This window comes from Pseudomonas sp. EZ-C24 (assembly GCF_014525325.1).
GTDB classification, from domain to species: Bacteria; Pseudomonadota; Gammaproteobacteria; order Pseudomonadales; family Pseudomonadaceae; genus Aquipseudomonas; species Aquipseudomonas shirazensis.
On sequence record NZ_JACDIU010000016.1, the window covers coordinates 106,746 to 131,563 of the forward strand.

The 24,818-nt window shown below is 62.6% G+C and carries 27 protein-coding genes and 1 tRNA gene; 14 read left to right on the forward strand and 14 right to left on the reverse strand.

From position 1 onward, the window contains the following. Positions 1–54 precede the first annotated feature (54 nt). Complete coding sequence (locus IDM28_RS16685; protein ID WP_101321569.1) at positions 55–510, forward strand: MarR family winged helix-turn-helix transcriptional regulator; 456 nt, start codon at positions 55–57, stop codon at positions 508–510. A gap of 128 nt (positions 511–638) precedes the next feature. Beyond that, the gene (locus IDM28_RS16690; RefSeq protein WP_150570117.1) at positions 639–1,067 is read left to right on the forward strand and encodes an organic hydroperoxide resistance protein; all 429 of its coding nucleotides are present in this window, start codon (positions 639–641) and stop codon (positions 1,065–1,067) included. Between the two features lie 62 nt (positions 1,068–1,129). Here the strand turns inward: IDM28_RS16690 and efp are convergent, their stop codons facing one another. Together efp and earP are read right to left on the reverse strand one after the other, a co-directional pair. Beyond that, positions 1,130–1,699 carry an elongation factor P gene (gene efp, locus IDM28_RS16695; protein ID WP_101321573.1) on the reverse strand — a complete coding sequence of 190 codons (570 nt, stop codon included), beginning with the start codon at positions 1,697–1,699 and terminating at the stop codon, positions 1,130–1,132. A gap of 48 nt (positions 1,700–1,747) precedes the next feature. Further along, positions 1,748–2,881, reverse strand: coding sequence for an elongation factor P maturation arginine rhamnosyltransferase EarP (gene earP, locus IDM28_RS16700; RefSeq protein WP_188036501.1), 1,134 nt, complete (start codon positions 2,879–2,881; stop codon positions 1,748–1,750). 130 nt (positions 2,882–3,011) lie between these two features. On the opposite strand from earP, the gene IDM28_RS16705 reads away from it, so the two are divergent. Further along, positions 3,012–3,398, forward strand: a complete 387-nt coding sequence (locus IDM28_RS16705; protein ID WP_188036502.1) for a hypothetical protein — start codon at positions 3,012–3,014, stop codon at positions 3,396–3,398. After that, positions 3,398–3,883 (forward strand): GreA/GreB family elongation factor, encoded by a 486-nt coding sequence (locus IDM28_RS16710; RefSeq protein ID WP_371918883.1) that lies wholly within the window; start codon positions 3,398–3,400, stop codon positions 3,881–3,883. Before IDM28_RS16705 ends, IDM28_RS16710 begins: the two co-directional genes overlap by 1 nt. On the opposite strand, the gene IDM28_RS16715 is transcribed toward IDM28_RS16710, so the two are convergent. Beyond that, the gene (locus tag IDM28_RS16715; protein WP_101321577.1) at positions 3,880–4,818 is read right to left on the reverse strand and encodes a LysR family transcriptional regulator; all 939 of its coding nucleotides are present in this window, start codon (positions 4,816–4,818) and stop codon (positions 3,880–3,882) included. The genes IDM28_RS16710 and IDM28_RS16715 overlap by 4 nt on opposite strands. Positions 4,819–4,938: 120 nt before the next feature. On the opposite strand from IDM28_RS16715, the gene IDM28_RS16720 reads away from it, so the two are divergent. The 3 genes from IDM28_RS16720 to IDM28_RS16730 all read left to right on the forward strand — a co-directional run bounded on the left by IDM28_RS16720 (position 4,939) and on the right by IDM28_RS16730 (position 9,350). Next, positions 4,939–5,688: a 3-oxoacyl-ACP reductase family protein gene (locus tag IDM28_RS16720; protein WP_188036503.1), complete on the forward strand. Its 750-nt coding sequence runs from the start codon at positions 4,939–4,941 to the stop codon at positions 5,686–5,688. A 132-nt stretch (positions 5,689–5,820) separates the two neighbouring features. Beyond that, complete coding sequence (locus IDM28_RS16725) at positions 5,821–7,023, forward strand: MFS transporter (protein WP_150570112.1); 1,203 nt, start codon at positions 5,821–5,823, stop codon at positions 7,021–7,023. Positions 7,024–7,217: 194 nt separating this feature from the next. Then, the gene (locus IDM28_RS16730) at positions 7,218–9,350 is read left to right on the forward strand and encodes a TonB-dependent siderophore receptor (protein WP_188036504.1); all 2,133 of its coding nucleotides are present in this window, start codon (positions 7,218–7,220) and stop codon (positions 9,348–9,350) included. 116 nt (positions 9,351–9,466) lie between these two features. On the opposite strand, the gene IDM28_RS16735 is transcribed toward IDM28_RS16730, so the two are convergent. After that, positions 9,467–9,556: transfer RNA gene (locus tag IDM28_RS16735), tRNA-Ser, on the reverse strand. Between the two features lie 288 nt (positions 9,557–9,844). Here IDM28_RS16735 and IDM28_RS16740 point away from each other — a divergent pair. Together IDM28_RS16740 and IDM28_RS16745 are read left to right on the forward strand one after the other, a co-directional pair. Then, positions 9,845–10,534: a crotonase/enoyl-CoA hydratase family protein gene (locus IDM28_RS16740; RefSeq protein ID WP_150570110.1), complete on the forward strand. Its 690-nt coding sequence runs from the start codon at positions 9,845–9,847 to the stop codon at positions 10,532–10,534. 75 nt (positions 10,535–10,609) lie between these two features. Next, complete coding sequence (locus IDM28_RS16745; protein WP_101321582.1) at positions 10,610–11,581, forward strand: magnesium and cobalt transport protein CorA; 972 nt, start codon at positions 10,610–10,612, stop codon at positions 11,579–11,581. 42 nt (positions 11,582–11,623) lie between these two features. Here the strand turns inward: IDM28_RS16745 and IDM28_RS16750 are convergent, their stop codons facing one another. Then, entirely contained in the window at positions 11,624–12,361 is a 738-nt protein-coding gene (locus IDM28_RS16750) for an amidotransferase (protein ID WP_103438161.1), read from the reverse strand. Positions 12,362–12,888: 527 nt separating this feature from the next. On the opposite strand from IDM28_RS16750, the gene IDM28_RS16755 reads away from it, so the two are divergent. Continuing rightward, on the forward strand, positions 12,889–13,689 hold the full coding sequence (locus tag IDM28_RS16755) for a cytochrome c (protein ID WP_188036505.1): 801 nt from the start codon (positions 12,889–12,891) through the stop codon (positions 13,687–13,689). A gap of 48 nt (positions 13,690–13,737) precedes the next feature. On the opposite strand, the gene IDM28_RS16760 is transcribed toward IDM28_RS16755, so the two are convergent. The 4 genes from IDM28_RS16760 to IDM28_RS16775 form a co-directional block, all read right to left on the reverse strand. Further along, complete coding sequence (locus IDM28_RS16760) at positions 13,738–14,070, reverse strand: ribonuclease E inhibitor RraB (RefSeq protein WP_101321585.1); 333 nt, start codon at positions 14,068–14,070, stop codon at positions 13,738–13,740. Positions 14,071–14,263: 193 nt separating this feature from the next. Continuing rightward, positions 14,264–14,500: a hypothetical protein gene (locus IDM28_RS16765; protein ID WP_101321586.1), complete on the reverse strand. Its 237-nt coding sequence runs from the start codon at positions 14,498–14,500 to the stop codon at positions 14,264–14,266. Between the two features lie 147 nt (positions 14,501–14,647). After that, a complete protein-coding gene (locus IDM28_RS16770) occupies positions 14,648–16,723 on the reverse strand; it encodes an LTA synthase family protein (RefSeq protein WP_101321587.1) in 2,076 nt (691 codons plus the stop codon). Between the two features lie 188 nt (positions 16,724–16,911). Further along, positions 16,912–17,103, reverse strand: coding sequence for a PLDc N-terminal domain-containing protein (locus IDM28_RS16775; protein WP_101321588.1), 192 nt, complete (start codon positions 17,101–17,103; stop codon positions 16,912–16,914). Positions 17,104–17,227: 124 nt separating this feature from the next. Between IDM28_RS16775 and IDM28_RS16780 the strand changes: the two genes are divergently transcribed. Next, entirely contained in the window at positions 17,228–18,178 is a 951-nt protein-coding gene (locus tag IDM28_RS16780) for a ZIP family metal transporter (RefSeq protein ID WP_101321589.1), read from the forward strand. Between the two features lie 21 nt (positions 18,179–18,199). On the opposite strand, the gene IDM28_RS16785 is transcribed toward IDM28_RS16780, so the two are convergent. Then, the gene (locus IDM28_RS16785) at positions 18,200–18,730 is read right to left on the reverse strand and encodes a hypothetical protein (protein WP_101321590.1); all 531 of its coding nucleotides are present in this window, start codon (positions 18,728–18,730) and stop codon (positions 18,200–18,202) included. Between the two features lie 59 nt (positions 18,731–18,789). Then, on the reverse strand, positions 18,790–19,311 hold the full coding sequence (locus IDM28_RS16790) for an ankyrin repeat domain-containing protein (RefSeq protein ID WP_101321591.1): 522 nt from the start codon (positions 19,309–19,311) through the stop codon (positions 18,790–18,792). Between the two features lie 270 nt (positions 19,312–19,581). Between IDM28_RS16790 and IDM28_RS16795 the strand changes: the two genes are divergently transcribed. Continuing rightward, a complete protein-coding gene (locus tag IDM28_RS16795) occupies positions 19,582–19,854 on the forward strand; it encodes a DUF3509 domain-containing protein (RefSeq protein ID WP_101321592.1) in 273 nt (90 codons plus the stop codon). 103 nt (positions 19,855–19,957) lie between these two features. Here IDM28_RS16795 and IDM28_RS16800 read toward each other — a convergent pair whose 3' ends face one another. The 3 genes from IDM28_RS16800 to aroC all read right to left on the reverse strand — a co-directional run bounded on the left by IDM28_RS16800 (position 19,958) and on the right by aroC (position 22,803). Further along, positions 19,958–20,494 carry an oxidase gene (locus tag IDM28_RS16800; protein WP_188036506.1) on the reverse strand — a complete coding sequence of 179 codons (537 nt, stop codon included), beginning with the start codon at positions 20,492–20,494 and terminating at the stop codon, positions 19,958–19,960. Continuing rightward, complete coding sequence (locus tag IDM28_RS16805) at positions 20,494–21,648, reverse strand: MFS transporter (RefSeq protein ID WP_188036507.1); 1,155 nt, start codon at positions 21,646–21,648, stop codon at positions 20,494–20,496. Before IDM28_RS16805 ends, IDM28_RS16800 begins: the two co-directional genes overlap by 1 nt. 63 nt (positions 21,649–21,711) lie before the next feature. Further along, positions 21,712–22,803 (reverse strand): chorismate synthase, encoded by a 1,092-nt coding sequence (gene aroC / locus IDM28_RS16810; protein WP_101321595.1) that lies wholly within the window; start codon positions 22,801–22,803, stop codon positions 21,712–21,714. Between the two features lie 157 nt (positions 22,804–22,960). Here aroC and IDM28_RS16815 point away from each other — a divergent pair, with 157 nt between their 5' ends. Together IDM28_RS16815 and IDM28_RS16820 are read left to right on the forward strand one after the other, a co-directional pair. Next, complete coding sequence (locus IDM28_RS16815) at positions 22,961–23,920, forward strand: alpha/beta hydrolase (protein ID WP_188036508.1); 960 nt, start codon at positions 22,961–22,963, stop codon at positions 23,918–23,920. 90 nt (positions 23,921–24,010) lie between these two features. Next, on the forward strand, positions 24,011–24,796 hold the full coding sequence (locus IDM28_RS16820; RefSeq protein WP_101321597.1) for a hypothetical protein: 786 nt from the start codon (positions 24,011–24,013) through the stop codon (positions 24,794–24,796). The last annotated feature ends 22 nt before the right edge of the window (positions 24,797–24,818 follow it).

Sequence of the window (24,818 nt, forward strand, 5' to 3'; positions counted from 1 at the left end):
GCGCGCCAGCTATCAGCGTGCTAGATTTTAAATCTGAAGAATTCAAGGACCTGCATGAACGCCGACACTAAAGCCCCCTGCGACGAGCTGCTGCTGAACAACCAGGTCTGTTTTGCCCTGCACTCGACCTCGTTGCTGATGACCAAGGTTTACAAGCCCTTGCTGCAGGCGCTTGGCCTGACCTATCCGCAATACCTGGCGATGCTGGTGTTGTGGGAGCAGGACGGCCTGACCGTAGGTGAGATCAGCAATCGCCTGCTGACCGACCCTGGCTCGCTGACCCCGCTGCTCAAACGCCTGGAAAGCGAGGGCCTGCTCAAGCGCACCCGCAGCCGCGAGGATGAACGGGTGGTACTGGTGCAACTGACCGACAAGGGCCATGCCCTGCATGAGGATGCCAAGCGCGTGCCGCAGTGCATTCTGCAGGCAAGCGGGCGCAGCCTGGAGCGGCTCCAGCAGTTGCAGGCCGAACTGTTGGACCTGCGCGCCAGCCTGCAAAAAGCCGTATAGCAACTAGGCTGTGACAGCCGCTCCGACAAACGGTCAGCTATTTATCTTGCGCACTAACTAATTGCGCGCTAATTTAAATCCCACACCAACCAGCGCCACGGCGCGCAGCACATTACGCGAGGCTAGTCATGCAAAAGGTCACTCCGCTGTACATTGCCCAAGCCACTTCTACCGGTGGTCGTGATGGCAAATCCCGCTCGGACGACGGCAAGCTCGAAGTCAAACTGAGCACGCCGAAAGAGCTCGGCGGCGCCGGCGGCGAAGGCAGCAATCCCGAGCAGCTGTTCGCTGCCGGCTACTCGGCCTGCTTCATCGGTGCCCTGAAGTTTGTCGCGGGCCAGGCCAAGCAACCGTTGCCAGCAGACACCACGATCACCGCCAAGGTCGGCATTGGCCAGATTCCCGGTGGCTTTGGCCTGGACATCGACCTGGAGATCAACCTGCCCGGCCTGGAACAAGCCGCAGCGCAGGAGCTGGTCGACAAGGCACACCAGGTCTGCCCGTACTCCAATGCCACCCGCGGCAACGTCGATGTACGCTTGCATGTGAACGTCTGAGTAATCTTCAGGCATAAAAAAACCCGGCCAGCGCCGGGTTTTTTTGCGTTCGGCAGAAGTGATTACTTCTTCGAACGGCCTTTGAAGCTACCGTCACGGGTGTCGATATCGATCATTTCGTCGATTTCGATGAAGTCAGCAACCTGAACTTCAGTACCGTTGGACAGTTTGGCAGGCTTCATGACCTTGCCCGAAGTGTCGCCACGCGCCGAGTTCTCGGTGTAGACAACTTTACGGCTGATGGTGGTCGGCAGTTCAACCGAAACCAGACGGTCTTCGAAGAACACCGCTTCGCAGACGTCTTCCATGCCTTCTTCGATGTACGGCAGAACGGCCTCGATGTCTTCGGCGTTCAGCTCGTACATGGTGTAGTCGCTGGTGTCCATGAAGGTGTACGAGTCACCGCTGATGAACGACAGGGTCGCTTCTTTGCGATCGAGGATCACGTCGTCCAGCTTGTCGTCTGCACCGTATACGGTTTCAGTCTTGTAGCCGGTCAGCAGGTTTTTCAGCTTGGTCTTCATGATCGCGCTGTTACGGCCCGACTTGGTGAACTCAGCTTTCTGAACCAGCCACGGATCGTTATCGATGCGCAGAACGGTACCGGGTTTGATTTCTTTACCAGTTTTCATTGCGAAATATCCGAATCTGGATGGATTTATAAAAATCGAGGCCGCGTATCATAGCGAATTTCGGCAAAAGTGTACTAGCGCTGTGGCGAGGTCCGGCTGAGCGGCTTGCGCGACAGCCCATTCGCGGGCATGGGTTTGCAGTTCGTCCCAGTGTGGCTGCAGCGCTTGCCAGGCCTGGCCCATGTCGCCGTCGATGTTCCATGCCCGCCACAATGCGGTCAGCGCCACGCTGGCCGGGTCTGACAGACCCTGGCGATAGAGCGCCAGGAACGCTTCGAGTTTTTCCCAGTGGGCATTCTCGTCCTGGACGTAGATATGCCACAGCATCGGCACACCGGACCACTGCGCACGCACGAACGAATCTTCACCACGCACGGCATTGAAGTCGCAGGCCCACAGCAGCTTGTCGTAATCACCCTGACTGACGAATGGCACCACCTGCACAGTCAGCGCGCCGCGCTGATGCAGCGCACCCGGCGCCAGCGTGGCAACCTCGAGCCAGGCCGCCAGGTCCGCCAGAATCCGCCCTTGTGGCACCAGCAAGTGAGTCGCTTGCGGCCCTGCCGCCAGCGCCTGCAGCCAACTGCCCAACTGGCGGTTCTCATAAGCGAACAGCGACAGCAGCCGGCTGCCGGATGCGACCTGCACGCCCAGCCCTGCCAAAAACTCTGCCCGTTGCTTTGGCGCTGACTGCAGGCTGTCGCGGCTCGCCAGCAAACCGGCCTCGCGCAGCAGGCCGCCGGTCCTGGCGGTGAAACCCGGGAAGAAAAACACCTTGCGCAGGCCGTTGGGCTGGGGCGACGGCAAACCGTGGCAACCCTCGACCCAGTCTTCGGCGCTCAGGTACTCGAGGTTCAGCCACAACGGCGGCGTCGCTTGCGCGCTCATCGCTTCGATGTAGGCCGGGGGCAGTTGGCAGGCAAAAGCACCGATCACCACCTCGGCTGGTGTAGTGGCCGGCCATGCCGCCGGCCAATGGCGCACATCGACACCCTCGTGCCACTGCTGCTCGGCGTTGGCGTCAGCGGCTGGGCACAGCGGCACGAAGGCGTTCAGGTCGTCGACCCACAAGCGAACAGCCAGGCCATGTTCAGCCACCAGTTGCCGGGCCAGGCGCCAGGTCACGCCGATATCACCGTAGTTATCCACAACGGTGCAAAAGATATCCCAGCTGGCTTTCATCGCCGCTCCCATGCTGCGCGGTAAAACCCGCGATTTTGCGGATAAACGCCTGCCGACAAAAGCACCGCGCTGAATATTTGTCGGCGGCCATGCGACAATGCTCGCCACCCCGCCCTGCCAGGAGGCCGCCATGTACCGCCGCCGTGAACTGAAGATTACCCTCAAGCCCGTGCAACTGGTGCTGTGTATTGCCTTCGGCCTGTGGCTTGGCGCCGTCGCGATTGCCGTGAGCCTGTGGCTGGCGGCGCGGTTGTGGCCCGAACACGTGCAGCCGGTCGCTCAGGTGCTGGCACCGGCAATCGTAGCGCCGGCACCGGCCGCAGCCGGCGATGCCCAGGCGCAGATGTTCGAGCGCTACAAGGACATTCTGCACAACCAGGAAGCCGAGCAGGCCGCCGCAGCCGCGCAGGGCAACCCGCGTAACCTGAACAAGCCCAAGTGCCAGTTCTGGCTGCAGCAGAATCGCACCGCGCCGACCGACAAGAGCCAGGCCAACGTACTCGAGTTCTGTTACTGATGCTGAACAAGAATGAAGTCCTCAGCGCCATCGTCACTGCCCTCGAAGCCGACGTCGAGGCACTGCGGCGGGCCGCGCAGATCGCCTATGAAGCCGCCACCGCCGAAGAGAACAAGGCCGAGAACAAGTACGACACCCTCGGCCTCGAGGCTTCTTACCTGGCAACCGGCCAGGCCCGTCGCGCTGCCGAGATCCGCCAGGCGCTGCTGACCTATCAACAGTTGGTGCTGCGTGACTATGACCCCGCACGCGGCATTCAGATCAGCAGCCTGGTCACCCTCGAAGACGAACAAGGCGATCAGCGTCGGGTGTTCATTGGCCCGGAGGGCGCCGGTCTGAAGATTGGCCACGGGCCGCAGCAGGTGACCGTGATCACCCCGCGCTCACCACTGGGGCAAGTGTTGATCGGCAAGCGGCTGGACGATGAAGTGAGCCTGGTGGTGGCAGGCGTGGCCCAGGTGTCCGCCGTGGTTGCTGTCGTCTAAAGCAGCTCCAGCGCATCAAAGGCGCTGGCCAGGCCCTGCTCGGCAAACTGCTCGACGACAAAGTCGATGAACGCGCGGGTCTTGCCCGGCAGCAGCTTGTGCCCAGCGTAGTAAACGCTGATGTTGCCATCGTCCACGTACCAGTCCGGTAGCACCCGTTGCAGCAGGCCAGCGCGCAGGTACGGCACAGCAAACGGCAGGCTGACCAAGGCAATCCCTAGGCCTTGCTGGGCCACCGCGCAGGCAGCATCGGAGTCGCTCATGGTCATGGCCTGACGCAACTGCAGCGGTCGTTGCTCACGCCCGCGACTGGTCAATGGCCAGGCCCGCACGCGGCCGGTCTGCGGCGAGCGGATAAGAATGCCGGGCAACTCGAGCAGATCTTCCGGCTGATTGATCGCGGCGCGCCCTTGAATAAACCCAGGCGCCGCGACCAGCACCCGATGCGCTGGAGTCAACCGCCGCGCCACCACCCCCGGCGGCAGCTCGAAGCCGCCGCCGATGGCCGCATCGAAGCCCTGGCCGATCAGGTCGACCTGGCGGTTGTCGAAGTGCCAATCCGGCGTGATCGCCGGGAAGCGCTGCAAGAACTCACCCAGCAGCGGCAGCACGTACAGGCGGCCGAACACCGTGCCCATGCTCACCCGCAACAGCCCCGCCGGCTGCCCCTGCGCGCTGGCCAGGTTGGCCATTGCCGACTGGATAGTGCCGAAGCTGTCCTTGACCTCGCTTAAAAAGCGTTGGCCGGCTTCGGTCAGGGTCAGCTTGCGGGTGCTGCGCTGAAACAGCCGCACACCCAGGCGCGACTCCAGCTGGGCAACGTTCTTGCCCACTGCGGCCGGAGTCAGGCGCAGCCGCCGAGCCGCTTCGGCGAAGCTGCCAACCTCGGCGCTGCGGATAAAGCATTCCAGCGTACTGAATGACTCGATGGCCATGATTAGCAACCCAGGGTTTACTCTGCTGATAGTGATTAGCATCTTATCAGTAGCTAATCGGCAGCGGATACTGCGCCCATGCCAAGGCCTTTCGCCTTGCCCACTAGCAGGAGTTCGCCCATGTCCAGTTCCCTCACCCTCACCGGCAAAGTCGCTTTGGTCCAAGGCGGTTCGCGTGGCATCGGTGCAGCCATCGTGCGCCGCCTGGCGCTGCAAGGCGCACAGGTGGCCTTCACCTACGTCAGCTCCGCCGGGCCTGCCCAGGCCTTGGCCGAAGAGATAAATAGCGCCGGCGGCAAGGCCTTGGCGCTGCGCGCAGACAGCGCCGATGCCAGCGCCGTCCAGCAAGCGGTAAAGAACACCGTCGACGCCTTCGGCAGGCTGGATATCCTGGTCAACAACGCCGGCGTGCTCGCCGTTGCACCCGTCGCCGAGTTCGATCTGGCCGAGTTCGACCGCATGCTCGCGGTCAACGTGCGCAGCGTGTTCGTCGCCAGTCAGGCTGCAGCGCCGCACCTGGGCCAGGGCGGGAGGATCATCAATATCGGCAGCACCAATGCCGAGCGCATGCCGTTTGCCGGCGGCGCCCCGTATGCCATGAGCAAGTCAGCGCTGGTTGGCCTGACCAAAGGCCTGGCACGCGACCTCGGCCCGCAGGGCGTGACCGTCAACAACGTGCAGCCAGGGCCAGTGGATACCGACATGAACCCGGCCGATGGCGACTTTGCCGACAGCCTGATCCCGTTGATGGCCGTCGGCCGTTATGGCCACGCCGAGGAAATCGCCAGCTTTGTCGCCTATCTGGCCGGCCCCGAAGCGGGCTACATCACCGGCGCCAGCCTGACCGTGGATGGCGGCTTTTCGGCCTGAGTACCTGCCCCGTTGCGCCAGACAGCGCGACGGGGTCGCCTGGTAATCGCTACCATGCAGCAATTGAATTGGGATGGGGCCAACGCAGCCCCAATACTCGATGTACTTTTTACTGCCAGCAAAGGACCTGCCATGCCCTCCCCGACCTTGAGTCGCGCCCTCATCCTGCTGATGGCGACCGCCACCGGCCTGGCCGTTGCCAGCAACTATTACGCGCAACCTTTGCTGCACAGCATCGCCGAACAGTTTGGCCTGAGCACAGCCAGCGCCGGCACCATCGTCATCGCTGCGCAGCTTAGCTACGGCGCCGGCCTGCTGCTGCTGGCGCCGCTGGGCGACATGTTCGAGCAACGGCGGCTGATCGTGTGCATGATTGCCATCGCCACGGTCGGCCTGGTCATCAGTGCCTGCGCCCCGAACCTGGCCTGGTTGCTGGTCGGCACCACGCTGACCGGATTGTTTTCGGTGGTGGCGCAGATTCTGGTGCCGATGGCCGCCAGCCTGGCCGCCCCCGAACAACGCGGCCGCGCGGTCGGCACCTTGATGAGCGGGCTGCTGCTGGGAATCCTGCTGGCGCGCACCGCTGCGGGCTTCATGGCCGAGCTGGGCGGCTGGCGCAGCATCTATGTGCTGGCGGCAGTGTTGATGGCGATCAGCGCCATCGCGCTATACCGCAGCCTGCCGCAGCACAAGAGCCACGCTGGGCTGAAATACCCGGCACTGATTGGCTCGGTGTTTCGCCTGTTCGCCGAAGAGCCGGTGCTGCGCCTGCGCTCGTTGCTGGGGCTGTTGGCGTTCAGCCTGTTTGCGTTGTTCTGGACCCCACTGGCGTTTTTGCTGGTGCGCGAGCCCTACCACTATGGCGAGGCGGCCATCGGCCTGTTTGGCCTGGCCGGGGCTGCCGGTGCCCTGGCAGCGAACTGGGCCGGGCGCCTGGCCGACCGCGGCAAGGGTGCCCTCGGCACTACCGTGGGCCTGAGTGCGCTGGTGCTGTCGTGGCTGCCACTGGGTTTTGCCGAACAGTCGCTGGTGGCCCTGCTGATCGGTGTGTTGCTGCTTGATCTGGCGGTACAACTGGTACATGTCAGCAACCAGAACGCCGTGATCAGCCTGCGTCCCGAGGCCCGCACCCGGCTCAATGCCGGCTACATCACCTGCTACTTCATCGGCGGCGCGCTGGGCTCACTGCTGGGGACGCAGTTGTTCGAGTACAGCGGCTGGAAAGCCATCGTCGTCGCCGGGATCCTGATCGGCACGCTGGCCTTGCTGGTGTGGGTTCTGGCCGAGCGCAGGCGCAAGCTGCAGCCGCCACGCCCGTCGGCTGCCGCGAGCTGAATTATCTGCCAGCTCAATCGTTTCTCTGAACGGGCGCCTCTGAAATAGGGGCGCCCGGCGCTGCTGCGCCTGCTACCATGGCGCCCCTTTTTCGCCTGCCTGGCGCAACACCAGCAGGCTGCCCGCTGCCGCTGCCACGCCCCGCCTGCCCTCGGCGCAGCGGTGCCGCGCGCGCGTTTTTCCAGGAGCCCTGCATGACCTCGCTTCGCCCTCGCCTGCCCCTGAGCCTGCTCAGCCTTGGCCTTGCTCTGCACAGCGGGCAGGCCCTCGCTGACGGCGTGACCCTGGCGCCGTTGCAGGTGACCGATGTTTCCGCCAGCGACGGTTATCAGGTGCGCCAGGCGCAGGTCGGCGGCTGGCAGCCAGCGGCGCTGCTCGACACCCCGGCCTCGATCAGCGTATTCAGCCAGCAACTGCTGGAAGACCGCCAGGTGCGCAAGCTCAGCGAAGTGCTGCAAAGCGATGCCTCGGTGGGCGAAAGCTATGCGCCGATTGGCTACTACGAAAACTTCAACGTGCGCGGCTTCGAGCTCAATGCTGCCAGCAGCTACAAGATCAACGGCCAGACCATCGCCGGCGAGCAGAACGTCGCACTGGAGAACAAGCAGCAGGTGGAACTGCTCAAGGGCTTGTCCGGTTTGCAGAGTGGCGTCTCCGAGCCGGGCGGCCTGATCAATTACGTGACCAAACGCGCCGCCGATGTGCGCAGCGTCAGCGTCTCGACCAACGAACACGGCGAGCGCTATCTGGCCACTGACGTTGGCGGCTGGTTCGGCAGCGAGCGCCAGTTCGGCCTGCGCGCCAACCTCGCCCACGAGGACATTCGCTCGTATGTCGACCACGCCGACGGCAAGCGTGATTTTGCCTCGTTGGCGTTTGACTGGCAGATCAGCAGCAACGCCACCTTGCAGCTGGACGCCGAGTATCAGCACCGCGAGCAGCGCTCAGTGCCGGGTTATCAGCTGCTTGGTGGCAGCGCAGTGCCGCATGGGGTCGATCCGAGTGATCGGCTTGCTTATCAGCAATGGGCCAAGCCCGTGCAGAACGATTCGCTGAACCTTGGCGGGCGCTTCGAGTACCGCTTCAATGACGACTGGAGCGGCACGCTGAGTGCTTCGCGCAGCAAGGTGGTGATTGATGACTACAGTGCATTTGCCTGGGGCAGTGAAGATGGCATGCAGTCGCATTTCAGCCCAGACGGCGACTATGACATCTACGACTACCGCAGCCCGGACGACACCCGTCGTACCGATGAGGCGCAGGCGATGCTCAATGGGCGCTTCGATGCGTTGGGGTTAGGTCATGAGTTGACCGTCGGCACCAGCGCCCAACGGCGCACCGTGGACCAGCGCCCGTACTACAACATCGATGTCGGCAACGGCAACATCGAAACGGGTGCGCCAGCAGCCAACCCGTCAGATTTGCCGGTTGGCGCCAGCCAACGCCGCCTGGATAGCCGCCAATACGGTGTGTTCTTCAGTGACCGCATCACTTTCAATGAGCACTGGCAAACCGTGCTCGGTGCTCGCGAAGTGCGCCTGGATGAGAAGGCCTGGCTCGAGACCGGTGAACTCAACCGCCATACTCAGCAATACCAGTTGCTCCCAAACGCCGCGCTGATCTACAAGCCGCAACCTGACACCACCGTCTACGCCAGCTACTCCAAAGGCCTTTCGGCCGGGGGCACGGCACCGTGGTTCACCAGCAACCTCGGCGAAATCCTCGCCCCGACGCTCTCAAGGCAACTGGAACTGGGCATCAAGCATGACTGGCAAGGCATGAGCTTCAGCGCTGCGCTGTTCCAGATCCGCCAGGCCTACCAGTACGCTCGCCCTGAGGTCGGTGGCTTTACCTACGTCCAGCAAGGCCAGCAAAAAAACACCGGCCTGGAGCTCGGCGCCAGCGGTTGGGCCACCTCGAAGTTGCAACTCCAAGCCAGCGTCGCAGCTATTCGCGCGCGGGTCGAAGACAGCGGCACCGACGCTTACGAAGGCCACCAGGCGATCAACGTGCCGAAGGTGCGCGCCGCGCTGCACGCCGAATACACCCTGCCGGTGCCCGGCCTGGCCCTGCTCGGCGGCGCCCGTTACAGCGCCAGTAAGTACGCCAGCCAGGCCGGTAACGTCGAAGTCGGCGGCTACACCGTGTTCGATCTCGGCAGCCGCTACCGCACAGCCATCGGCGGCTATGACACGGTACTGCGCCTGACCGTCGACAACCTGTTCGACAAGCGCTACTGGCGCGACACTGGCGATTATCTGGGCGACAACTACCTGTTCCAGGGCGCCCCGCGTACGGCTCGGTTGTCGGCTTCGGTAAGTTTTTAACCCAGCGTCGACCTGCATGCGGTCATCAACCGCATGCAGGTGAAGTACAGCCCGCCAAACCGCGCCCAAAACAAAAAGCCCCCGAACTTTTCAGTTCGAGGGCTTCTCGTAGAATGTGGCGGTGAAGAAGGGATTTGAACCCTTGATACGATTTCTCGTATACACACTTTCCAGGCGTGCTCCTTCGACCACTCGGACACTTCACCGTTTCTCTTCAAGCTATTCAGCCTGTCGAGGCGCGCTAATTTAGTCGAAGAGTCGGGTATTGGCAAGCGCTTTTTTCAGAATTTTCATGCGCTTAAGCAAACCCGAGGATCGCTGCAGGGGCCGATGGCAAAGCTGCCATTGTACCCGGCGCTTTTCCCGCGCAACGGCGGCCACGGCCGCAACCCGTGGCCGCGATGGCCGCAGCTGACTGACCGGTCAGCCTTGCTGCTTTACCTGCGCAGCTGCGCTGGGTAACGTCATCGCCACGCCACTTAAAGGACTCTGCCATGAACGAGCTGATCACTTACCACGCCGAAGACGGCATCGCCACCTTGACCCTGAACAACGGCAAGGTCAACGCCATCTCGCCAGACCTGATCACCGAATTCAACGCCGCCCTTGATCGTGCGGTAGTGGAGCGCGCTGTGGTGATCATCACCGGTCAGCCCGGCATTCTCTCCGGCGGCTACGACCTCAAGGTAATGACCTCGGGCCCACAGCAGGCGGTCTCGCTGGTCACCGCAGGCTCGACCCTGGCCCGCCGCCTGCTCGCGCACCCATTCCCGGTGATCGTCGCCTGCCCCGGCCATGCCGTGGCCAAGGGGGCGTTCCTGCTGTTGTCGGCCGACTATCGCATCGGCGTCGAAGGGCCGTACAAGATCGGCCTCAACGAAGTCGCCATCGGCATGACCATGCACCACGCCGGCATCGAACTGGCCCGCGACCGCCTGCGCCGCTCGGCCTTCCACCGCTCGGTGATCAACGCCGAGATGTTCGACCCGCAGGCCGCCCGCGAAGCTGGCTTCCTCGATGCGGTGGTACCCGCCGAGCAATTGCTTGAAGCCGCCACCAGCGCAGCCCATACGCTGAAAAAACTGAACATGAATGCGCACAAGAAAACCAAGCTGAAAGTGCGCAAGGACCTGCTCGATGCGCTCGACGAAGCGATCATCCTCGACCAGGACTTTGCCCTCTGAGCCCGCGCCGAGGTTGCCTGCGCGGCGCAGACCGACCAAGCTGTCCGACATAGTCAACCGAACAAGCGGACAGCCATGGGTCGAGTCGTCGCAGCGGCGGTGTACAGCGCCGGAAGAAAGGTCACCAACATCAGCATCGACGAGGGCAGTGAGTGGGCGAAAAAGCCCGGCCACTTCGTCTGGATCGGCCTGGAAGCGCCCAGCGCCGAAGAGCTGGCCAGCCTGCAGTGCCAGTTCAACCTGCATGAGCTGGCCATCGAGGACGCGCTGGAGAAACACAGCCGGCCCAAGCTGGAAACCTTCGGCGATGCGCTGTTCATCGTCACCTATTCGCCGGTGCGGCAGGACGGCAAGCTGGAATTCATCGAAACGCACATCTTTGCCGGCAACGGCTACATCATCACCTGCCGCAACGGCCACTCCAAATCCTACGCGCTGGTGCGCCAGCGCTGCGAAGCCCGACCGTTGCTGCTCGATCACGGTGAAGACTTCGTGCTGTATGCCCTGCTCGACTTCGTCACCGAGAATTACCAGCCAGTCAGCGAAGCGATCCACGGCGAGATCGAGGAGCTGGAACAGAGCGTGCTCAGCAGTTCGCTGATGGAAGACGACATCCGCCGCCTGCACAGCCTGCGCCGCGACATCCTGCGCCTGCGCCGCTACGTGGCGCCGATGGTGGAAATCAGCGAAGAGCTGCAGCGGCTGAGCTTCCCCTTCATCGACAAAAACATGCGCCCGTATTTTCGCGACGTGCAGATCCACGTCACCCGGCAGATGGAAGACCTGGTGAGCATTCGCGATATCGCCAGCCAGACCATCGAGATCGGCATGCTGCTGGAGTCGTCACGCCAGAGCATTACCCAGCGCAAGTTCGCCGCGTGGGCAGCGATCCTGGCGTTCCCGACGGCGATTGCCGGGATCTACGGGATGAATTTCCAGAATATGCCCGAGCTAAGCTGGCACTACGGCTACTTTGCCGTGCTGAGCGTGATCGGCCTCGGCTGCACCGGGCTGTTCGCCAGTTTCAAGCGCTCGGGTTGGCTGTAGCGGGATAAGCAGGAGCCGCGCTGGCGGCTCCTGACAACTGCCTCAGGCGGCGCTTTCCTTGGCGCTCGGTGCGTGCGCAACAAAGCGCAGCATCCACTCGCCAACCAGATCGCCTTGGTGCTCCAGCTTGAGGCTGGCAATGGCGCGCTGGTAAACCTCGTCCCCCAAATGCTCCTGGCGGGCATCGAGCAGTGCCCGCGAGTAATCATGGACAAACTCAGGGTGGCCCTGGAAGCACAGCACCTGATCGCCCACATGGTAGGCAGCGTTCGGGCAGAAATCGCTTGAAGCAATCACCGTGGCGCCTTTGGGCAGCTGAGTGACCTGATCCTGGTGGCTGATCAGCAGGGTCAACTCGGTTACCTGCGGGTCCATCCATGGCGCATGCGCAGCCAGGGTGTAGCGGTGCACGCCCACGCCCCAGCCACGGTCGGCACGTTCGGCCTTGCCGCCGAGCACCAGCGCCAGCAGTTGGTGGCCAAAGCAAACACCGAGCAGCTTGTCACCACGCTCGTACAGCTTGAGCAGGTACGCCTTGAGGGTCTGGATCCACGGATCATCGCCGAATGAGTCGGCCTTGCTGCCGGTCACCAGATACGCATCGAAGCGCTCGCCCTCGGGGGGATAGTCGCCGTTCATCACGTTGTACACACGAAACTCGGCCTGGTTGACCGACTGACGCAAGAACAGCTGCTCGAACATCCTGCCGTAACCCTGGTACTGCGCCGTCAGCTCTGGCCGCAGGACGTCGGTTTCAAGGATGCAGATGCGTAACGACATAGCGATAGTCCTGAACGACACAAGGAGGGTTTGGCTGTAGAGACTGCCGCGAAAGACACGTACAAGCAAGTAGGCTGTACTGACGAACGGTAAGGGGTGTCACCCTTGGTAACCCCCATCGCGCAGCGGTCTAGCCCAGACATATCGGGCTGCTGGCAAGTGGCCTTAAATGAAACTTGAATGACAAAGCCCGCACTTAGAATAAAGGGTTCTCAAACATGCATAACCTACACCCTACTGTTGGATGTATACCCAAAAGCAGGAGGCCAGCAGAACCGGCGTGTAGCCACGCCGCTGTGATCGACCCGACCCGGCAAAGGGAAGCCAACGGCTATTCAGGAATAACAACAAGAAGGCGGTCCGCCATGTTCAGACAATCAAAAGTACGCCAAGCCGGACTCATATTGTTCGCTACCACCTTGCTGCTGATCTTGCCGAACCTTTCTCGGCTGTTTGGCTGACAGCTTGTGTGGCTATTTCAGACACTGCGTAGGTAATCTGCCGATCTCACCGGTTGGAGATTACCTATGCGCATCACCTTCGCCCTGCTGGCACTGCTGCTCAGCCTGCCCGTGGCTGCGGCGCAGCTGAACCTTGAGCTGGGTGAGCGCACGCGCCGTTGGCAAACTGCTGAGCTGCTTGCCCATCCGCAGGCACGTGATATCGACATTCCGGCAGACGTCGCCTACAAGCGGCCCATGCATTACCGCGTAGTGCCCTTGGCTGTGTTGCTCGAGGGCGTGCAGCCAGGCGAACACCTGCAGGCCATTGCGCTGGATGGCTTTGCTGCCGAGATGCCCGCTGCGCCGCTGTTGGCCAATGGCCCCGCGCAGGCGTGGCTGGCGGTAGAGGACAGCGCCAAGTCATGGCCCGCACTGGGTAAAGACCAGCCGAGCGCCGGGCCATTCTATCTGGTCTGGAGCAACCCTAAGGCCAGTGCCATCCGCCCGGAGCAATGGCCCTTCCAGATCGCCACCATTCGCCGCCTGGCAGCGGTCGAGCAACGCTTCCCGGCACTGCTGCCCGAAGCCGGCCTGCCCATTGACGACCCGGTACGCCAGGGCTTTGCCCTGTATCAACAGAACTGCATGGCCTGCCACCGCCTCAATGGCGCCGGTGATGCGCAGTTCGGCCCGGACCTGAATCGCCCCTACAATCCTACCGAGTACTTCCAGCCGGCGTTTTTGCGCAAATACATTCGCGACCCACAAAGCTTGCGCCAGTGGTCGCAGGCAAAAATGCCTGGCTTTGCCGAAAGTGTATTGAGTGAACAGGAACTGGACGCGCTGCTGGCGTACCTGACGCACATGAGCAAGCGCAAAGGGTGAGCCGCAGGTAGAGCCATTCGCGAGCGCACTCGCGAATGGCCATGGCACTTAAGCGGTTTGCCGCTCGTGCTTGACGCCCCAGCCTTCGACTTCGCCACCGAGGGGCGAAACCACCCCCTCGAAGGCCTCTTCGAAGGCACCGATGCCGCGGTAGGTTGCATACATGATCTTGCTCAACTCAAGGTTCCAGCCGCCATCATCACGTTCTCGTACCTGAGCATTCAACGACTCGCCACGAAACCGCCCGGCCGCCTGGCGGGCGCCGCTTTCATCTGGAAATACCGCATAGAACTCGATGGGGTGGATCTGGGTGAAGTCAAAACCGCCAGCTTTCATCTGGCGCAGGACATTGCTGCTGATGTCGTCGTTCTGGCTGCTCATGAATCGTCCTCCTGAATAATGCAATGGATAGACTTTCCGTGCACTACGCACTTGCCGGCGCCGGTAAGGGCCGCAAACAAGCCGAGCTGATCGAGCTGATGCAAGACGCGAAGAAAACCGCGTCGGCCCGCAGAAGAGGCCGATGCGTGAGACTAGCGTAGTGCTTATCGCAGCACTACGCCAGAGGGGCTGCTCAAGGCAGTTCGCGGATGTCGCTGATGGTTACGCCGTTCTGCTCCTTGAGCCAGCGTGCCGTCGGCGCGTCGCTACGGTCCTGGAAGTCATTCAAATCCAGTTCATTCAAAAGCGGAAAAAGCTTGGTGCGTATTGCGCGTGCCGCCTCTTCATCACTGGGACGCTGATCGCCGGTAAGCAGCAGCGTCGTCGGTTCACCTTTCTGGTCGGCAAAGATGACTTCCCACTCTTTCATCGAATAACCCTCGGTGGATACGGAATTGACTGACATCCGTTCTAGCTTGACCACTGGCTGCAGAAGTTGTTCAGCGCGCTCGCCAGGCGCACATGAAAAAGGGCCCGCCGGTTACCCGGCGAGCCCTTCACGGTGCCTCAGCGCGCCCTATTTGGGCGTGCCGTGGACCACGCCTGCGGTGTTGTCGAGCAGGCTCTTGGTAGCGGTCTGGATGTAGGCTTCGAGGTTTTTCAGCAGTTCGGGCTGATCCGGGCTTTCGATCAGTTCGGCCTTGAACTCGCTGCCCAGCTGGTAGCGATACATGCGCGGCGTCATGTCCTTGGACTCGATCAGAATGCGGTCGCCCTTGACCAGGCCAACGATCTGCTCGCTGCCCGAAGGCTTGATCATGCCCATGCCCTGGTCGCCTTCCGGCAGGTTGAGCAGGTCACGGCCCCAGCACTGATGACGGGTCTGACCACCCAGGCGACCCATGATGGTCGGCACGATGTCGACCTGGGTGCCGACGGTGTGGTCGACCGCGCCGAACTTCTCCTGGATGCCCGGACCGATCAACAGCAGCGGCACGTTGAAGCGGCCCAGATCGAGCTCGGTGACCTGTTGATGGTTACCAAAGCCGTGGTCGCCAACGATGACGAACAGGGTCTCCTTGAAGTACGGCTCTTTACGCGCCTTCTCGAAGAACTGGCCCAGCGCCCAGTCGGAGTAACGCATGGCGGTCAGGTGCTCGTCGAGACGGCCCTGGCCGGTCACAGGCTCAACCGGCAGGTCTTTGGGCAGCGCGTACGGCGTGTGGTTGGAAAGCGTCTGCAGCAAGGCGTAGAACGGTTTCTTGCCGTAGTTTTTTGCCAGCTCTTCGGCACCACGGTCGAACATGTCCTGGTCGGACACACCCCAGGTTGGATCGGAGAACACCGGATTGACGAAGTCGTTACGGCCGATAAAGGTGGTCATGCCCTGGTTGCCGAAGAAACCGGACTGGTTGTCCCAGGCAAAGTCGCCGTTGTAGACGTACACATCGTCGTAGTCGCGGGCACTGAGCAGCGCCGGCAGGCCGGACAGTTTGTGGCCACCCTCAGGGGTCTGCATCAGGTATTCGAAGCCTGGCAGGTTGGGGAAGCACGCCATGGTGGCAAACATGCCCTGATGGGTATGGGTGCCGTTGGAGAAGAAGCGGTCGAACAGCAGACCCTCCTTGGCCAGCTTGTCGAAGTACGGCGTGATGTTGTTGGGGCTGCCCAGCGCGCCCACCGAGTGACCGGCAAAGCTCTCCATCAGGATCACCACGACGTTCTTGATCGGCAGGGTGCGCTCGGCTGGCGGTACGAAATCACGGCGGATCGCAGCTTCGTCGGCATCGACCAGGGTGTCGTGCGGCGTCAGCAGCAGGTCACGCACAGTTTGCTGTGCCACTTGCTGATCGAGCACCGGCTTCCAGACATTGGCGCGGTCTTCGCCGAAGCGGCTCTTGGCAGCGTCGATCAGGGTCAGGGTGCCATTGAGGCCCAGCTGGTTGATGAAGTTGGAGTCGGTGGTGAAGGCGTCGCCCCAGCGCATCGGCGGGCCTTGGCGCAGGGTGCCACGGGCGGCAATCACGGCAATCAGCAGGATCACCATGAATACGGCCAGGCGGTAATACCAGGCCACAGGCGGGCGCGGGTTGCCGTGCAGCGCGCCGCTGGCAGGCCGGGTCAGCCGATCGATGCCTTTGAACAACAGGCTCAGCAGCCAGGTGCCGATCACCCAGGCGAGCAGATAGCGCACCACCGGGAAGCCGTACCAGAGCATGCTCAGGACGGTTTTCGGGTCTTCCTTGACGTACTGGAACACCAGTCCGTTGAGGCGCTGGTGGAACTCGCGATAGAAGTCCAGCTCCATCAGGCCAAGGAACATGACCACGCTCGAGGCGATCGTCAGCCACACGCGGAATACACCACGCGCTGCCATCGCGGCCGGGCTGAGGATCGCCAGCAGCAGCGGGATGCTCAGGTACACCACCACCCGCAGGTCGAAGCGCAGGCCATTGAGGAAGCCCTCGGCAACCGTGGAATACGGCGTATCGCCGATCATGTCGCTGTTGTAGACCAGCAGGCCAAGGCGTACCAGGCTGAGCATCAGCATGATGACCAGGCCGCAGAGCAAGGTGTAGGCCAGGTGCGATTGCAGGGTTGGCGCGGAACGAACCGGCACGGCCCGTTGTTTCAAGGCATCCGTGTTAGCCATGAATGGGGAGATCCTAGGAGTTTGCGGGAAGGCGACAGCGCCCATAAGCCCTGCCAGCGGTCGTGGCGATAGGGCAAACGCGGCATTGTGCGGCGCGGATTCTGGTTAATCCAGTGTGAAAATTGTGTCACGAAGCAGCGACTGCGCAGTCAGCCCCGCGCTGACACGGGGCTGACTGCCCCCAAGGGTCAGACGCGCACGTTGCCGCGCGGCCCGGCGATGGCCCAGATGATCAGGCCCACTACCGGCAGCACCAGAATCAGCAGGATCCAGAGCAATTTACTGCCCGTAGACCCGCCGCTTTTGACCACATTGATGATCGCCCAGATGTCCAGGGCAAGAATGATCAGGCCGATCAGGCCGTTGAATGTCGATCCCATGCAGGTACTCCCCATAAAGTCATGTCCGATGAGCATAGTCGCCTATCACGTCGATAGAAGGGAATCCTTGGCGAGCAGGCGCGGTCACTGCTTAGACTGCTTCATCCATTGCCCAGAGGTTCGCATGCCCCCCGCTCACACCGACAGCGCCGTCGACAGCCCGACCGTTTCCCGCCTGTTCAGTAGTCTGCGCCAGCATGCGCAGGCGTCGCCGTGGCTGAGCTTCGGCCTGGGGGTGGCCTTGCTGGCCATCCTCGGCTTGCTCGGCGCCAGCATGTGGAATGCGGTCAATGGCGATCACTCGGAGAACCTGCACCTGGCCGTCCTAGGTGGCCTCGCCGGCTTTGGCGCGACGGCGCTGGGTGCGGTATTGGCGGTGGTGCTGCGCGATGTCAGCTCGCGTAGCCAGGATGTGATGCTCGGCTTTGCCGCCGGCATGATGCTCGCGGCCAGTTCGTTCTCGTTGATTCTGCCGGGGCTGGAAGCAGCCCGGGAAATTACCGGCAACGGCGCAGCAGCAGCACTGACCGTGGTGGTCGGCATGGGCCTGGGCGTGTTGCTGATGCTCGGCCTGGACCGCTTCACCCCGCATGAGCACGAAACCGTCGGCCGGCAAGGGCCGGAGGCCGAGCGGATAAATCGGGTGTGGCTGTTTGTGCTGGCAATCACCCTGCACAACCTGCCCGAGGGCATGGCCATCGGCGTCAGTTTCACCAATGGCGACATGGCTGTCGGCCTGCCGCTGACCAGCGCCATTGCCATTCAGGATATCCCCGAAGGCCTGGCAGTCGCCCTGGCCCTGCGCGCGACCGGGCTGTCGAACTTCAAAGCGGCGCTGGTTGCTGTCGGCTCGGGCTTGATGGAACCGCTAGGCGCGGTGATCGGCCTGGGCATCTCTACCGGCTTTGCCCTGGCCTACCCGATCAGCATGGGCCTGGCGGCTGGCGCGATGATCTTTGTGGTGTCCCACGAAGTGATCCCCGAAACCCACCGCAATGGCCACCAGACTTCGGCAACGCTGGGCTTGATGGGCGGCTTTGCGGTGATGATGTTTCTTGATACCGCGCTGGGCTAACCCCGGCGCGCGGTCCCCGGCTCAGACGTGGACGGCGACCTTCAAGGCTTCCAGTGCCGGCTCGACCTTGATATTCAGTTGCTGGCCCAGCTCCAGCACCCGCGCCAGGTCATGCTGGCCAACCATGACCATCTGCAGCTCCTCGTCCAGTAACTGGCTGAAGTTGAGCAGTACATAGCCGCCGGCTTCCTTGTTCAAGGCAGCCATCTGCACCTGAATGCGGTTGAGCGCAGTCAGCGCCTCGGTCTTGGCCAGTTGCTTGGGCTTGAGGTTGAGGGCGACGCTGCTGTCGAACGACTCGCTGATCGCCTGGAACAACTCCTGATAGCTGTCACCGATGAACACCACCGTCTCCGGCAAGCTGCCGAGCACGATCCACTCGCCCAGCGGCATCGGGTAGCTGTCGTCGTAGTTGATGTCTGGGTTGGCAGCGAGGAATGCGGCGGGGTCGGCGTAGGCCTGAGCGGCCTCGTCGGCAATGCGCTCGATCTCGTCATCGGGCATGCAGCCGGCACCGATGAGGCTGATGAATTCGCGCAGTTGGTCTTTCATGTGGGGGCTCTGCAAGGTGAAAAATGTCACCAAGGATAGCCGCAAACGCCCCCTGAGGGTTAGCCGGCGAGCGCCTGCAAGCGTGCTGCGGTGTCGGCCGCACCCATGGTCTGCGCTGCTGCCAGGGCGTTGGCACCGCGCACATCCTGGCGTACCGGGTCTGCGCCTTTGGCCAGCAGGAACTCAAGAATTTCGCTGCGGTTGAACATTGCCGCCAGCATCAACGCCGTACGCCCGTCGGCAGCGGCGGCATCCACCGGTACCCCATGCTCGATCAGCAGCTCGATCATCGGCAGGTCACCCTTGAACGCCGCGCCAGCAATCGGCAACTGGCCGTTGTCGTTGGCAATCAGCGGATCGGCGCCGTGCTCGAGCAGCACGCGCACGGCCTGATGATGGCCGTGGTAGCTGGCAAGCATCAGCAGGGTATCGCCCTTGTGGTTACGCAGGTTGACCGGCAGGCCGCTGTCGAGCAGGCGCCCTAACATGTCGGCGTCGCCACGGCGGGCGCGGTCGAACACCTCGTCGGCAAATGCGGCTGCTTCATCGTCATTCATGGTGGCGGGCTGTTGGTCGGACATCTGTAACCTCCTGGCAAAATGGATGGCCCAAGTGTTGGTGAGGCACTGCCAGTGGGTCAAAGGTTCAGATTCTATGGGGGCAAGAGGCTGCGGCTATGACCTTGCAAAATGCACTGTGCAAATTGCATGACCTTGCACACTGCACGAGGCGCAAAATCAATAATAGGTTCAAGCTGCTGATTTTAAAGGGTTTTTTTACATGGTAAAAGCTGGCACGGTCACTGCAACCATCAACTCAACGTCTGCACACACATTCAGCCAGGAGTTGATATGGACCTTATTCAGCAAAAATTCGCCTCGGTCTTTTCCGCCTACTCGGTCAACACTCAGCCACGCCCTGACGGCGGTATCCTGCTGACCCTGCGTGCTGCCGATGGCAAAGTTACCCGCCGTGTACTGACCTACGGTCAAATGCACAGTGCCGAGCAGCTGTCGTGGGCCATCAGCGCTATCCGCCGCGACCTGGCTGAACAAGCCAGCGAACTGCCGATGATCAATATGCTGCAAAGCCAGCAGCGCTTTGCACTGCCGACTTATCGCTAAGCAAAAAGCACCTCCGCGAAGCTGATCCTGCACAGCCTGTTCAGGCCTTACAGGAGCAGCCTTGCAGCGCTGGCGAGGGCGCAATCCTCGCCAGCACTACCCTTCAGAGTTCGTCCATCCCCAAAAATTCCCTTGCTGCCGGATCCCCGGTGAATTGTGCTTGCACACCTTGCTGATCGCGGAACAATCGCGCTGCCAGGCAAAACGGCGAGTTACCCAGATCAATCCAGCGTCGCGTCTGTGCCGGCACGTGCAACACATCGCCCTTCTCACATACCACCGCAAAAACAAATTCGCCTAGACGCAGAGCCATTTGAGCACGTCCGCTGATTACGGCGAACAGCTCGTCGCTGCTGTGCACATGCTCGTCGCGCAGGTCGATCTGCGACTCGATGGCACCTGCCTGATTGAGCAGGCTGACCGCGCTGAAACCGTTGGCGGTCAGCAACTGATCGAGCGGCTCACGCCAGGCATCGAGCACCTGATCATCCGGCGTACCTGGACGAATACGTACATCTGCAGGTTGCCGGGCAAAATGCACGCCATGCTCGGCCAAGGTGGCGGCGATGTCGTCGTGGTGGGTCAGAACCTTGTTCGGCTGGCCGGGGCTGGAGGGGTGGAAAACACTGAGGATGCTCATCAGGGGCTGTTCCTGCTATCGGTCATTCGAGTGGCAATGATACCGGCTGCGGCAAAGGCTGCGACGCTGGCCATACCAAAGGTGAAGTCGGGGCCCAACAGGTTCCAGCTGTAGCCCGCATACAATGCGCCAAGCGCGCCGCCAGTGCCGGACAGCGCCGCATACAGCGCCTGGCCCTGGCCTTGCTGGCGGGCGCCGAAGCTGGCCTGGACGAAGGCGATCGAGGCGGCATGGAAGCAGCCGAAGGTGGCCGCGTGGAGCAACTGCGAAACGATCAGCACGCCAGCATGGTCGGCCAGACTACCTAACAGCAGCCAGCGCAAGCCCGCCAGAACAAAGCTGACCAGCAGCACCTGGCGCACCGAGAAGCGCGCGAACAGTCGGCTCATGGCCATGAACATCAGCACTTCCGCAACAACCCCGAGTGCCCACAGCAAACCGATGCTGCCGCGGCTGTAACCCAGATGCTCCAGGTGCAGGGTGAGGAAGGTGTAGTACGGGCCGTGGCTGAGCTGCATCAACGCCACGCACAGATAAAAGGCAATCACCCCTGGCGCCAGTAGCTGGCGACCGAATCCCCCTGCCCTGCTGCGTTCGGCGTTCTCCACCGGCTGGGCGTTAGGCACCCACAGGCTGGCGCCGAAAATCCCGGCCATGATCGCCACCAGCGCCAGCGGGTAGATATCCAGGCTCAACCATTCAAACAACTGGCCCAGTCCCACCACCGCCAGAATAAAGCCGATCGAGCCCCACAGCCGCACCTGGCTGTAGCGCGAGGTCTGGCCATGTAGGTGGGCCAGCGTAATCACCTCGAACTGCGGCAGTACCGCATGCCAGAAGAACGCATGCAGGGCCATCACCAGCGCCAGCCAGGCGTAGCTCTTGCCGAAGAAGATCAACGAGAAACTGGCCAGGGTCGCCAGCGCGCCGAGGCGCACGATCAACAGCCGCTGACCGCTGCGATCACCCAGCCAACCCCACAGGTTGGGCGCCACGCAGCGCATCAGCATGGGGATCGCGACCAACTCGCCAATCCGCGCCGGAGAAAATCCCAGATGATCGAAATACAGCGCCAGAAACGGCGCAGTAGAGCCGAGCAATGCGAAGTAACAGAGGTAGAAACTGGACAGGCGCCAGTACGGGATGGGCGGCATGGGCGGGGTCGTCATGTACTGCCGTTGGCGGCCCGCACGCAGGCCGCCCGTGGCGAGCGAAATTTACAGCTGGCGCAGGACCGGGGTCGTTACCTGCACATTGGCGTTTTGCGCGCGGTGGCGCAGCAGATGGTCCATCAGCACCAGGGCCATCATCGCCTCGGCGATCGGCGTGGCGCGGATGCCAACGCACGGGTCATGGCGACCCTTGGTGATGACCTCCACCGGATTGCCATGGATATCGATCGACTGGCCTGGGGTGGTGATGCTCGAGGTCGGCTTCAAGGCCAGGTGGGCGACAATCGGCTGGCCCGAGGAGATCCCGCCGAGAATGCCGCCGGCATTGTTGCTGAGGAAGCCTTGCGGGGTCAGCTCGTCACGGTGCTCGGTGCCGCGCTGGGCGACGCTGGCAAAGCCGGCGCCGATTTCCACGCCTTTGACCGCGTTGATGCTCATCAGCGCGTGGGCGAGTTCGGCATCGAGGCGATCGAAGATCGGCTCGCCCAGGCCAGGCATGACGCCTTCGGCAACCACGGTGATCTTGGCCCCGACCGAGTCCTGGTCGCGGCGCAGCTGGTCCATGTAGGCCTCGAGCTCCGGTACTTTGTCCGGGTCGGGGCTGAAGAAGGCGTTGTCTTCGACGCTGTCCCAGGTCTTGAACGGGATTTCGATCGGGCCGAGCTGGCTCATGTAGCCACGCACGGTGATGCCAAGGCCGGCCAGGTATTTCTTGGCGATGGCACCTGCCGCTACACGCATGGCCGTTTCGCGGGCCGAGCTGCGCCCGCCACCACGGTAATCACGCTCACCGTATTTGTGGTGATAGGTGTAGTCAGCGTGGGCCGGGCGGAACAGGTCCTTGATCGCCGAGTAGTCTTTGGACTTCTGGTCAGTGTTGCGGATCAGCAGGCCGATCGAGCAGCCGGTGGTGCGCCCTTCGAACACGCCGGAGAGGATTTCGACTTCGTCCGGCTCCTGGCGCTGGGTGGTGTGACGGCTGGTGCCAGGCTTGCGCCGGTCGAGGTCGCGCTGCAGGTCGGCCTGGGAAATTTCCAGACCTGGCGGACACCCATCGACAATGGCGACCAACGCCGGGCCATGGCTTTCGCCAGCGGTGGTAACAGTGAACAGCTTGCCGTAGGTATTGCCGGACATGGACGCTCCGCGAAATCAGCCTGAATGGGGTGCAGCGGGCAGTATACGGAAAGCAGCCGCCTTGCGACGAGTCTGCGGGCTGATTTGTTGCCTGCAGCGGCCAGAACCTTCGTCAGAGCGCTGGGTCAAACCCTCAACTCACTACGAAGCCCTGCCCATGCTGCGCCTCACCGCCCTGCTTCTGCTGCTGTGCAGCACCCTCGCCAATGCCGCCGCCCCGACCGTTCTGCAACGCCCGATCGAACTCGATACTGGCCATGGCGTGCTGTACGGCAGCCTGCTGTTGCCACAACAGGACACCCCGCCGCCGGTGGTGCTGATCATTGCCGGCTCCGGGCCGACCGACCGCGATGGCAACAACCCGGCGGGCGGGCGCATCGACAACCTCAAGCGGCTGGCCTTGCTGCTGGCCGGCGAACACATCGCCAGCGTGCGCTTCGACAAGCGTGGCGTGGCCGCCAGCCAGCCGGCGACTCCAGACGAACGCAACCTCAGCGTCGAGGCATATGTGGCCGATACCGTGGCCTGGGCGCACGAGCTCAAGGCCGACCCGCGCTTCGGCCCGCTGATTCTGCTCGGCCACAGCGAGGGCGCGCTGATTGCCACCCTGGCCGCTGAGCAAGCCGGCGCCAGCGCCGTGATCAGCCTGTCCGGCAGCGGGCGACCGGTGGCCGAGGTCATCCGTGAGCAACTGGCCCAGCGCCTGGCGCCGGCGCAACTGGCCCAGGGCACCGCATTGCTCGACAGCCTGCAGGCCGGGCAGACCAGCCTCAACGTACCGGTGCCACTGCGCCAGGTATTCCGCCCGACCGTGCAGCCGTACTTGATCTCGCTGCTGCGTCAGGACCCGGCCGCAGCGTTCGCCCAACTCAAGGTGCCGGCGCTGATCATCCAGGGCCGCAACGACGTGCAGGTGGATGTGGCCGACGCCGAGCTGCTCAAGGCGGCCAAGCCCGATGCGCAACTGGTGTTGATCGATGGCATGAACCACACCCTGCGCATCAGCCCGCGGGACATCAGTGGCCAGCGGGAAACCTACCAGAATCCAGAGCTGCCACTGGCGCGCGAGCTTGGCCAGCGGATCGTCGCTTTTATCCGGCAATTGCCACCAGCCTGAGTAGATCGCCCTCAGGTCTTGCCTGCGCCTGCCGATAAGCAGGCATTGGCCCGCGTTTGACTGGCCGACCCCGATTCGAGGACGACCGTGATGACCGATGCCCCAGCCGCCGAAGCGACCGCAGAGCCGCAAGCCCCGGAGAGCGCCCCGCTGCCTTGGGCGGATCTGGCCGCCGAGCACTTCCAGTTGCTGCGCCTGGCGCCATTGCCCACCGACCGCCACACCGGCCCGCGACCGCTGCGTTTCGTGCAGTTTGGCTATGCCGAGCGCCACAGCAAAGAGCACAGCCTGCTGCGCATGCAGATCACCCTGCCGGGACAAAAGGTGCGCAAAGAGCAGAATCAGCTCGACATCCGCGTCGATCACCAGCTGCAACGGGTCTCGATTGGCAGCGAAAACGGGCTGCAGATGGAGCCGCTCAACCGCGGCCTGGGCCGGTTTCTGTTTGCTCAGGCGGTGCAGTGGCTGCAGGCCAACTGGTCGCACTACCAGATCGAGACGGTGGCACTGCCAAACAAGGACGCACTCAACGAAGACACCCGCCTGCGCCGCGACAATGTGCTGCGCTGCGTCGGTGTTGAAGTCGAGTACGTAGAAGGGCAACTGCTCAAAGGGCGCACGCCCGCGCTTGCCGTCAGCCAGCTCAAGGGCGGCTGGAACACCGAGAAAGTCCAGCGGGTGGACATCCTCGAATCGGCCGGCATGCTGCAACAGGCCGAGCAGACCTTGCTGGAGAAAGAAGCTCAGATCCGCGAGCGGGATGAACGCGTGGCCAAGTACCGTCGCGAAGACGGCGGGCTGCGCTTCACCATCACCTGTCTGGTGGCCTTTGCGGTGTTCCAGGCAGGCCTGCTGATCTGGATCGCTACACGCTGATCGGCTAGCCAGGCGGGGCCGC